Annotated in this window: 6 protein-coding genes and 1 tRNA gene; 2 read left to right on the top strand and 5 right to left on the bottom strand. The window is 52.9% G+C overall.

Annotated elements, in window-relative coordinates:
• Window positions 1–73: 73 nt before the first annotated feature.
• The 5 genes from secF to queA form a co-directional block, all read right to left on the bottom strand.
• Window positions 74–1,000, bottom strand: a complete 927-nt coding sequence (gene secF / locus MOY_RS13915) for a protein translocase subunit SecF (RefSeq protein ID WP_009100887.1) — start codon at window positions 998–1,000, stop codon at window positions 74–76.
• A gap of 34 nt (window positions 1,001–1,034) precedes the next feature.
• Complete coding sequence (gene secD, locus MOY_RS13920; protein WP_009100889.1) at window positions 1,035–2,888, bottom strand: protein translocase subunit SecD; 1,854 nt, start codon at window positions 2,886–2,888, stop codon at window positions 1,035–1,037.
• Window positions 2,889–3,022: 134 nt separating this feature from the next.
• Window positions 3,023–3,349 carry a preprotein translocase subunit YajC gene (gene yajC / locus MOY_RS13925; RefSeq protein WP_009100891.1) on the bottom strand — a complete coding sequence of 109 codons (327 nt, stop codon included), beginning with the start codon at window positions 3,347–3,349 and terminating at the stop codon, window positions 3,023–3,025.
• An 80-nt stretch (window positions 3,350–3,429) separates the two neighbouring features.
• The gene (gene tgt / locus MOY_RS13930; protein WP_009100893.1) at window positions 3,430–4,557 is read right to left on the bottom strand and encodes a tRNA guanosine(34) transglycosylase Tgt; all 1,128 of its coding nucleotides are present in this window, start codon (window positions 4,555–4,557) and stop codon (window positions 3,430–3,432) included.
• Window positions 4,558–4,591: 34 nt separating this feature from the next.
• The gene (queA, locus tag MOY_RS13935; protein WP_009100895.1) at window positions 4,592–5,623 is read right to left on the bottom strand and encodes a tRNA preQ1(34) S-adenosylmethionine ribosyltransferase-isomerase QueA; all 1,032 of its coding nucleotides are present in this window, start codon (window positions 5,621–5,623) and stop codon (window positions 4,592–4,594) included.
• A 113-nt stretch (window positions 5,624–5,736) separates the two neighbouring features.
• Between queA and MOY_RS13940 the strand changes: the two genes are divergently transcribed.
• Together MOY_RS13940 and MOY_RS13945 are read left to right on the top strand one after the other, a co-directional pair.
• Window positions 5,737–5,823: transfer RNA gene (locus tag MOY_RS13940), tRNA-Leu, on the top strand.
• A 275-nt stretch (window positions 5,824–6,098) separates the two neighbouring features.
• Window positions 6,099–11,216, top strand: a 5,118-nt coding sequence (locus MOY_RS13945) for a hypothetical protein (protein WP_009100897.1), incomplete at its 3' end; no start/stop codon positions are given.

Consider the following 11,216-nt stretch of genomic DNA (forward strand, 5'->3'; position numbering starts at 1 on the left):
CTAAAATGAGTGCTTAAAAAAGCCCTGCTGGCATCACCAGCAGGGCTTTTTGTTGTGTGCCAAACGTACTTTATTAAGGCAGCTCTTCTTCCTCTTCATCAAGCTCTTTTTTGGTTGGAATTAGATCTTCCCGAGAAAGCTTAAGTGGCAGCAGCAGCGCGCCGGAAATATAGATTGAGGAGAAAGTACCCACCAGCACGCCGATTAACAAAGCAATGGCAAAGTTATTAATCATATCGCCGCCCAGTAACAGCAGGGCTAGCAGTACGAGAATGGTGGTGCCAGACGTTGCCAGGGTACGCGAGAGCGTGGCGTTGATCGCTTCGTTAAAAATTTGCGGCATATCATCAATGCGTGACGTGCGGATCGTTTCACGAATCCGGTCATACACCACAATCGTATCGTTTAGCGAATAACCAATGACCGCCAGAATGGCTGCAAGAACCGTGAGGTTAAAGTCGAGCTGGAATAGCGCGAAGATACCCACCACGATAATAACGTCATGCAGCAGAGCAAATAGCGCACCGATGGCAAATTTGTATTGGAAGCGAAAGGCCACGTAGAGCATCACAATGCCAAGGGCGACCAGCATGCCTAGCCCGCTCTGGTCGCGCAACTGCTCACCGACCTGAGCGCCGACAAACTCCGCGCGTACAAGATCAACGCTTTCGCCCTCAGCGCGAAGCAGGCTCACCACTTCGTTGCCTACCTCAGGATCAAAAGCTTGCTGCAAACGGATCAATACTTCGGTTGAAGCGCCAAAAGTCTGCACCGACACATCCTGAAAGCCGCTGCTTTCAAGAAGTTGACGGATCGCATCCAGCGAAGGTGCTGCGCTATAACGCACCTCAACCAAGGTTCCGCCAGTAAAGTCGAGCCCTAGATTGAGCTGCTGAAACAAAATGGCGCCAATCGAAACAATAAGCATGACGGCTGAGGCCACGAACGCAATGTTGCGCCGCCCCATAAAGTCGATCTGCAGGTGTGATAGGGGTTTCATTACCACCTCTTAAATTCTGAGCTGAGCACGTTTTTCAGATCCACAGCTTTTTGACGGGTTTGCTGCCATAGGTTAGGTTAACCATGGCACGGGTCACCAGCAGGGCGGTGAACATCGACGTCAAAATGCCGATGGAGAGCGTAACGGCAAAGCCTTTAACGGGGCCGGTGCCAATAGAGAACAGAATCACAGCCACCAGCAGCGTGGTGATGTTGGCATCCACGATGGAGGTGAAAGCGCGTTCATAGCCCGCGTGTATGGCTTGTTGAATCGACATGCCGTTGCGCAGCTCTTCGCGTATTCGCTCAAATATCAGCACGTTGGCATCCACCGCCATGCCCAGCGTCAGCACAATACCGGCAATGCCTGGCAGCGTCAGGGTAGCCCCCAGCATCGACATTACGGCGATTAGCAGGGTTAAGTTGATGGCGAGCGCAATGTTGGCGAAGATACCGAATACCTTGTAGCGCGCGAGCATAAAGATCACTACCAATAGCAAGCCGATCTGCACCGAGAGTACGCCGCGCTCGATGTTTTCAGCGCCTAGGCTTGGGCCAATGGTGCGCTCTTGAACAAAGTAAATGGGCGCTGCCAGCGAGCCGGAACGCAGCAGTAGCGCAAGCTCTGCGGCTTCGGTGGGCGAGTCCAGCCCAGTAATCCGGAAGCTATTGCCTAGCGCGCTTTGAATGGTGGCAAGGCTGATCAGGCCACGCTCAACGTAAGGCTCGCGAACGATGGTCTCTTGGCCGGTTTCTGGGTCAGTTTCAACCCGGTCTTCACTTTTGTGCTCAATGAACAGCACTGCCATATTGCGACCAATGTTGGTGCGCGTGGCGCGGTTCATTAGCGTACCGCCGGTACCATCCAGGTTGATGTTGACCTGGGGGCGGCCGTTTTCGTCAAAGCTATGGCTGGCACTGGAAACGCTATCGCCTGTAATAATCACATCACGCATCAAATCCGCTGAGCGCGAAGTGTCGTTGCGGAATGTATGGCGCTCGGTTTCCATGTCGGGCGTGTCGTTGCGCGCTTCTAAGCGGAACTCCAGGTTAGCGGTGGCGCCGACAATACGCTTTGCAGCCACGGTGTCTTGGATGCCCGGTAGTTCAACCACAATCTGGCTGGGGCCCTGACGCTGTACCATCGGTTCGGCAACGCCTAGCTCATCCACCCGATTGCGCAAGGTGGTTAAGTTTTGGTTAACCGCGTAATCCTGTATTTCGTTGACCGTTTGGTCGCTAAGCGACATCACCAGCCGAGAGGTGCGGCCATCGCTTTCGCTGCTGTAATCAAAGTCGGGAAAGTCGCGGCTGATTAAGCGGCGCGCTGCATCACGGTCATCGCTGCTGGCAAAATCAATAGAGAGCGAGCGTTCGGCTACTTCGGTGTTGCGGTAGCGAATGCGCTCACCGCGCAGCAGCTCACGCATGGCGCTTGCATTGACTTCTAATCGTTGGGTAAGGGCAGCATCCATGTCCACTTCAAGTAAAAAGTGAACGCCACCGCGTAAATCTAGGCCCAGCGTCATGGGTGACGCAGAAAATGCTTGTAACCAGCTCGGCGTGGCTTCTGCCAGGTTAAGTGCAACCGTGGCTTCGTTGCCTAATACGCGAGTGGCGATGTCGCGAGCATTCAACTGATCATCGTTCTTTTCCAGGCGAATGAGCCACTGGCCATTCTCCTGCTCGATGGTTTTGATTTCGACGCCTTGTTCGTTAAGCGCTTCTTCGACACGGGTTATTTGACGCTCATCCAGCGCATCGCCCTGGGCGCTGCTAACCTGAATGGCGGGATCTGCGGGAAACAAGTTGGGAAGCGCATAGATAAGGCCAACCACCAGGACGACCAGTATCAGCAGATACTTCCACAGGGGGTAACGGTTGAGCATGCAAGCCCTGCCTTCAATTACAAACGGAATTGCTGTGCACAGACAGGCTGTGCACAGCAACGTTCACCATCGACGCTACCATGTCACCCCTGCCGGGGTGGCTGGCACTGACTCGGCAGGGAAGACTTCAGGCGTTAGATGGACTTAATGGTACCCTTGGGCAGAATGGCAGCGACGGCATTTTTCTGCACGTTAACTTCGTTGCCTTCTGAAACTTCCAGAGTTAAAAACTCATCGCTAACTTTGGTAATGCGGCCCACTAAGCCACCACCGATGACGACTTCATCACCTTTAGCTAAGCTGGTAACCAGCTGTTTGTGCTGCTTGGCGCGTTTTGCCTGGGGGCGCCACAGCAGGAAGTAGAAAATCAGTACGAAACCGACCAGCATGACAATTTGCGCGATGCCACCGCCAGCAGCGGCTTCTTGGGCATGGGCTGGTGAGATGAAGAAATCCAGCATTGCAGGGAACTCCTGGGTTAGAACACTCAATGGGTGAACGGGTTAATAAACCACTCGCCGCAGCCAGTGGCTATTATTGATTAGGTGTCAGTTTCTGCAAGGGGAGGCACCGGTAGGCCGCGCCGTGCATAGAAGCTTTCCACAAAGGTCGTCAATGTACCCGCTTCGATTGCCGCGCGCAAATCAGCCATCACACGCTGGTAGTAGCGTAAGTTATGGATGGTATTAAGCATCGAACCTAGCATTTCGTTGCAGCGATCCAAGTGGTGCAGATAGCCGCGGGAGAAATTCTTGCAGGTATGGCAGTCGCACTCATCATCAAGCGGGCGGGTGTCGAAACGGTGTTTGGCGTTGCGAATTTTGACCGTGCCGTCAGAGGTGAAGAGGTGGCCGTTGCGCGCATTGCGGGTCGGCATTACGCAGTCAAACATATCCACGCCTCGGCGCACGCCTTCTACTAGGTCTTCCGGCTTGCCCACGCCCATCAGGTAGCGCGGCTTTTCATCGGGCATCCAGGTGGGTAGGTAATCGAGCACCTTGATCATCTCTTCTTTGGGCTCGCCAACGGACAAGCCACCAATCGCCAAGCCGTCGAAGCCGATCTCTAACAACCCGTTGAGCGAACGCTCGCGCAGCGCTGGGTGCATGCCGCCCTGAATAATGCCGAATAGCGCTGAAGGTGAGTCGCCATGGGCATCGCGTGAGCGCTGGGCCCAGCGTAACGAAAGCTCCATGGATTTTTCCGCTTCTTCAAAGGTAGCGGGGTAGGGGGTGCACTCGTCAAAGATCATCACTACGTCAGAGCCCAGCGAGCGCTGCACGGCCATGGACTCTTCCGGCCCCATAAACACCTTGCTGCCATCTACCGGCGAGCGGAAGTGGACGCCCTGCTCGGTGATTTTGCGCATTTCACCGAGCGAGAACACCTGAAAGCCGCCGGAGTCGGTCAGTATGGGTTTGTCCCATTGGGCAAAATCGTGAAGGTCGCCGTGGGCTTCAATCACGTCGGTGCCCGGGCGCAGCCAAAGGTGAAACGTATTACCAAGGATGATTTCCGCGCCAATCTCTTTCACGGAGTCGGGTGTCATACCTTTGACAGTGCCGTAGGTGCCTACGGGCATAAAGGCGGGCGTTTCCACCGTGCCACGGGGAAAGTGCAGGCGGCCACGGCGCGCACGGCCATCTTCGGCTAAGCGCTCAAAGCGCATAAAGCATTCGTTTCGCATCACAATAACTCGTTAATTAGCGGGTAAGCAGCATGGCGTCGCCATAACTAAAAAAGGCGTAACGCTCTTCTACGGCTGTACGGTAAGCCTGCATCATGTGTTCATAGCCTGCGAAGGCCGACACCAGCATCAGCAGGGTAGATTCCGGCAGGTGGAAGTTGGTGATTAGCGCATCCACGCAGCGCCACTCGTAACCAGGGTAGATAAAAATATCGGTATCGCCGCTGTAGGGAGCTATCTCACCATTGGCGCTTTTCATACAGGCGCTCTCTAGGCAGCGCACGCTGGTGGTGCCAACCGCAACCACTCGCCTACCAGCAGCCTGGGTATCGCGCACTTTTTGGCAGGCAGCTTCAGAAACCTCAATCCACTCACTGTGCATGTGGTGTTCAAGGATATTATCAACCCGTACTGGCTGAAAGGTGCCCGCGCCCACATGCAAGGTCACAAATGCACTGTTAATCCCTTTTTCGGCCAGCGCGTCTAGCAGCGGTTGGTCAAAATGAAGCCCCGCCGTAGGAGCGGCCACCGCGCCGTCGCGACGGGCATACACCGTTTGGTAACGGTCTCGGTCGCTGAGTTCATCTTCGCGGGTGATATAGGGCGGCAGTGGCATATGGCCATGCGCTTCTAGCAGGGCAATCATCGGCGTGTCGCCTAGAAAACGCAGCTCAAACAGTGCGTCGCGGCGGCCTTCTACGATGGCATGAATATCGCCTTCAAAGATTAGCTCGGTGCCAGGCTTCGGCGATTTACTGGAGCGGATATGCGCCAAGCCGCGATGACTGTCTAAAGGGCGCTCCAATAGCATTTCGACTTTTCCACCGCTGGCTTTATGGCCGTGCAGGCGTGCCGGTATGACACGGGTGTCGTTGAACACCAGCAAGTCGCCAGGCTCGAGAATTTCAAGTAAGTCGGTAAATCGGCGATGGTCACGTGCGCCGCTCTGGCCATCCACGCATAGCAAACGGCAGTCGCTGCGCTGCTCAGAGGGGTAACGGGCAATGAGCTCATCGGGTAGCTCGAAATGGAAGTCCGCGCGCTGCATGGAAATGGCTCTTTTCAGTGGTCAAACAGGCGGCATAGGATAGCGCTTTCGTTAGATAAAGTCAGTTGATGTGATTGACCTACGGTGTTATCTCCGTATAATGCTCATCCATTGCCGGTGTGGCGGAATTGGTAGACGCAGCGGATTCAAAATCCGCCGCCTTTACGGGTGTGCCAGTTCGAGTCTGGCCACCGGCACCAAATTTTAGGGCTTAGCGTTCATCGCTAGGCCCTTTTTTGTTGTGCCTTCCCAAACTATCTCCCCCTGCGCATGTTCATGAAGCCTCTAATACGCGTTAACAGGCAATTAAGCGTCCTTTTTAATGGTTTATTTGCTACTTCTTTGTGAAATACTTAAGGCCAATTTTCTAATCACATTGATTGCTGCTTCTCACCGCGGCACATCGTCGATTAACGGCGATCCGAAATAAAAATACGGCGCATAGCGCCATTTACCTTTAGTGGAGATGTGCTTAATGGCGACGTCATCAGCCGATATTCTTAAGTCGACGCAACCAGGCGTGATTAGCGGCCATTTGCTTAACGGTGTCAGGGTCAGCAGTGCTGCTTCGCAGCATGCATGGCAAACAATGGCCGACACCCGCGGCGATGTTGTGCGTATCGACATACCGGCTGATCCACAGGCGCGAGTGGCATTCGTGCGCCGCTGGATGGCGAAAAACCAAAAAGCACTCAAAAATACCGGCATGGCTGCCACGCTGGTTTTACCCCTTATGGCCCAGCAGGCGCTTGCTGACTCCAACGTGGCGATTAACGATTTACAAGGCGTCGCCGAAGTCATTCGCATGCCTAACGGCAGCCTGACGCTGCTAATGAATAATGGCTATCGTATCGACTTGGCGGCTGCGGATGTTGCCCTTGAGGGTGGCCGTGTGGTGGTTGATATCACCGCGCTCATGGAGGCGCTAAGTAATGATAGCGGCCTGCTAGTTCCCCTTAGTCAGCTTCCCGATGTGCAGTCATGGGAGCTGCTGCCAAACGGTGATGTGCTGATTACCCGTGCGGACGGTAGCCAAATGACGTTGGCGCGTAGTGCAGTTGTCCAGCAAGGGGATTTGCTCCTTATCAGCCCCAGTAGTGCGCTTCAGTACGGCGTAGCAGAAGGCACCGACTTCGGTAATTTACTTTTCGTACCGAGCGCCTCTTTCAGCCCCGCTGTGTCAGGCACAAGCATTGCAAGTAGTAGCGCACCTGTTAGTTCTTTCGCGGATATTCCACCTTGGTTGTATGTTGGCGGGGGCGCGATTGCCCTGGGAGCTGCCGCCGCGGGAGGTGGTGGTGGTGGTGGTGGTGGCGAAACCGGGCCTTCAACGATTAGTGGCTATGTAATTGATGGGTATATCTCGGGTGCTACCGTTACCCGTGAGTTCGACGCTAACAGTGTGACCACCAATGGCAGCGGGTTTTTCTCCGGCTTGCAGGGTAGCGGTATTCTTACCGCCACTGGCGGTGTGGATATATCGACAGGGCTTCCCTTTACGGGCGTGCTGCGAGCACCCGATGGCTCGACCGTCATTACACCACTCACCACCATGATGGTGCAGTTATCTCAGCAGTTTGGCCTGAATAATAGCGATGCCGAAAGCGTTATAAAAACCGCCTTGGGGCTTGATGATCGACTTAACCTGTTAACCACTGACCCGTTGGCCGAAGCATCGGCGAACGTTGACCTGCTAATTGCCGGCGTCAAAGTCGCAAGCCTGTTATCTATGGCGGCTACCGCAGGCATCAGTAGTGCTGATGCACTGTCACGGTTGGCCTCTGCCTTTAATCAAGCGAGTGAAAACGGCCGCGAATTAACCAATCAGGAAATGGCGGATGCATTAGGCCTTCCTTCAATTGCAGGCCAAGTGAAGCAGGCGCTTGACGCTATTGATGCGGCGGGCGTCAATTTGGATTTAGACGCTTATCGTGAAGGGGCTAATAATCCACTACGCAGTGCCCAACGTGATGCTCAAGACCCTAATAGCGAGCTTTCCAATACCCTTGAAGCCCGCGCTGACCTTCCCTACCTCACCCTTCAGCAAGCATTAACGCTGGCGCAAAACGGTGAGCTGCCTGACCAGTACTTGATTAACCCAGGCCAGCCTTTTGACGCGGGGATGCTTGGCCTTACAGCCGCGGGCAACCAGCTTGGGTTGGTTGAGATGATTTTGGCGGGTGATTTTGACGTAGACACTGCGCCAATTGGCCTTGGCAGTGTTTATACATGGTCGATTCGTGCCGATGCCGAAGATGTGCTGGTAAGCGGTGGCTTAGGCCGACCAGAAGTGGTGGGCGCTCAAAGCGTCACATTAACCAATGCCACCATTCGCCCCGATCAGTTTGCCGACCTTAATACGTTAAATAACTTTGTTCTTGGCAACACGGTGGTGCCATACACGTTAGAAGAGGCGTTAGGCACAGACGACATGCCAGCTAACTATACGCTGGCCCCCGGCGCGCTATTTAACGCTGGTAATGTAACGGTACGAGAAGCGGCCGAACTCATTAATAACACCCGCCAACTACTCGATTTAGCACAAAATACCGGTTCAGACGGCCTAACGCGTTCCATGTTACTTGAGTGGCACATTGTTGATAGTTTGGCGAATATTCTGGCAACGCCCTCTGCTCGCCCGCAAATTAATCAGGCTGAAAGTATTCGGGTCACTGAAATGATTATCACACCCGCTCAGTTTGTGCAGTTAGACGCGCTAGTTAATTTCGTGCTCGGCGATACAGAAGTAGATTACACGCTGGCCGAGGCCCTGGCTGCTGACCCCTTAGCCAGTAACTACATTATTAACCTTGATAAAGTTCTTGATGCTGGCACCGTTACGGTTGCCCAAGCTGAAGGCACCTTTGCGGATGTGTCTCGCATTTTGGAAGGCGCTAACAACCAGCCACCGCTGACGCTATTTGTCTGGGAAATTAGTGATACGGCTGAGGCTATTATCGCGGACCTGGATCAAGGGCACGTGATTGAAGCGAATCAGGTATCAGCGAACAATCGGGTGATCACCTCTGCTCAATTTGACCAGCTCAATGCGCTGGAAAACTTCGAACTGGGCGCGACCATCGTTCGCTACACGCTGGAAAATGCTGTCAACGCCGAGAGCTTGGCCGCCAACTATGACATCGATACCACCGTACCCTTTGAGGCGGGTGAGGTCAGCGTCGATGAAGCAGCGGCAACTCTCGAAGTAGTAGAGCGCATTCTCGATGGCGCGCTTAATACCCAAACGCCCGATGCCGATGGGCTGTTTAACTGGACGGTCGTCGATAGCGCTTCAGCGATCTTAGAAGCGATTGAAGAGGGTAGTGTTCCTCATCTCACGCGCGCGAATGCGGTGAATGTGAGTGATGACATCATCACGATTGCGCAGTTCGAAGCGCTGAGCGCGGCTGAGTTTAACTACGTGCGGCTCGATGAGCTGGTGGAGTACACGCTGGCCAACGCCATCTCTGTTATTGATGATGGCGATGGCCCGCTCGTCGACAGCTACGTGATCGATCTGGATACATCGTTCGATGAAGTGTGGACAGTGGCTGAGGGAGAGAGCTATTTCGCCATCATCGCGGGTGCAGAGAACCAAGCGGCCTTGCTGGCAAGCGATGCAGTGGTGTGGCAGATCGAAGACTCCATTAGCAACTTGCTCAACGGTATCAGTAACGTCAACGCCGATGATGATGCGTTTGACAACGATGCCATTTTGAATGCTGAAACGGTGCGTGTGAAAGGTGAGGAAATCACTCAAGCGCAGTACGAAGAGCTATTGGGTGTTGTTGAGGATGCGCTGCGCTTGGATGCAGGTGAGGATGCCCTCCGAACTACCGTCACCTACGCGGATCTGGAAGCAGCCGTGGGTGCTGAGGCCGGTGGCGTACTCGCCCCCAGTGAGTTTTACTCCATTACGGGCAACACGCCCTACACAAATGCCAACGGAGCGTTGAGAGTTGCCAACGCGCTAACAGAGATTGAAACCGTCAAGAGCATTCTTGAGGGCTCTACCGACCGGGACGCAGCCAATTTTGAAGCCTTTTACAATTGGAGCATCACCGATTCTGCCAGCGATATTCTGGCTGTCATTGAGAACAGTACAAGCGGTATTCCGGAAGTTCTTGAGGGCGCAGACAGTATCTTCGTGGCCAACGGTGGTGCAGATGGCAATATTCTAGCCGCTGAGTACGACGCCTTGGTTGATGGCCTTGGTGAAGATGGCTTTGATTATAACGAGGTCGCATACACGCTGACTTACGTGTTTGATGAGGCAACTGAAACGTTCGCCGCTCCAGGCGATTTAGCTGAGCGTTTCTTCTTCACTCGCGACGTGTTCGATATTGACGAAGCCGTTGGCGAAGGCAGCATCAATGTGGCCGACGCAGCAGGGTATTACAGCGCCGTACTAGCGCTCGTGAATGCAAGCACCGACAATTTGTCAGTGACGGACATCTACGAGTGGAGCGTTTTAGATAGTGCTGCCGCCATTGTCACGGCCTATACAAATAACGGTAGTCAACATCCTCCTCACATCCGCGACGCAACGCTGGTTGAAATAAACGACACGGCGGTTATTACGTTTGAGCAATACGCTATTCTGGATCAAATCGCTGGCTTTGAGATTCAGTCGTATACGCTTGAGGAAGCGGTGGGGATTTATCTAGAAGATAATAGTGGGCTGGCGACGAATTATATTATCGATGATTCAACAGCATATTTGGCTGAGGCACTATCCGTTGAGAAAGCTTTAGAGTACAGAAATGCTGTTGGTTTAATCGTGGATGAAGGCGAGCAGTCTGCAAGGAATGCGCGCTTAGATAGCGCAGCTTTGGATGAGCTTTATAGCTGGACAGTGTCAGACTTCGCCATTGTTATACTTGATGCTGAAGATACAAACGGACGCTTTTCAGGCGCTGTCGAGGTATCTGTACGTGATGATATTTTGACTCTTCAGCAGCGTGACCAGCTTGTAGCAAAGCTAGGAGACGTGTTTGTTTTAGGTGAAACACCTGTTAGGTTTATTTTTAATGAAAGTTTGACGCTGGGGGATATGCTCAGTGTCAGTGAACGTTACGAAATTCAAACAGAAGAACCTAAAGAAAGCTTTTCATTCGTGACGGTAGCTAAGGCTGAAGCAAGGTATAAAGCTACGGAAGAAATCGTTAATGGAGCTATAAACTCACAGGAGATAAGCGTAGAAATTTTACAATCCTGGGAGATTACTGCTGCTCAGCTAGACAGTTTATTTAATGCCATTGAGGTCAATGCCCCTTGGGTAAAGAACGCAGATAAAGTTGCTCTAGCTAAAACTGATCTTACGCCTGAGCAATATGAAGCCTTTTTAGACTTGGGGAATGTAGATCTAAATGATGTAGTTGTCTTTTATACGCTAGAGCAAGCTTATAATATTATTGATAGTGATAGCTCATTGCCGCAGCCTTCAAATGACAGGCGCCCAGGTAGTTACGAAGTAAAAATGAGTACTCCTTTTGATGCAGGTGCTTTGACTGTAGAAGAAACAAAAGATTTGTTGGCTAAAGTTGATGATATTTTATTGGGTGCAAATAATGAAGATGCCTTAGCTGATGTT

The sequence above is a fragment of the Halomonas sp. GFAJ-1 genome (assembly GCF_000236625.2).
In the GTDB taxonomy this organism is placed as follows: domain Bacteria; phylum Pseudomonadota; class Gammaproteobacteria; order Pseudomonadales; family Halomonadaceae; genus Vreelandella.

Bases quoted from the DNA above. Each gene is read 5' to 3' on its own strand.
- secF (WP_009100887.1), bottom strand. From the start codon at position 1,000: ATGAAACCCCTATCACACCTGCAGATCGACTTTATGGGGCGGCGCAAC.
- secD (WP_009100889.1), bottom strand. From the start codon at position 2,888: ATGCTCAACCGTTACCCCCTGTGGAAGTATCTGCTGATACTGGTCGTC.
- yajC (WP_009100891.1), bottom strand. From the start codon at position 3,349: ATGCTGGATTTCTTCATCTCACCAGCCCATGCCCAAGAAGCCGCTGCT.
- tgt (WP_009100893.1), bottom strand. From the start codon at position 4,557: ATGCGCTTTGAGCGCTTAGCCGAAGATGGCCGTGCGCGCCGTGGCCGC.
- queA (WP_009100895.1), bottom strand. From the start codon at position 5,623: ATGCAGCGCGCGGACTTCCATTTCGAGCTACCCGATGAGCTCATTGCC.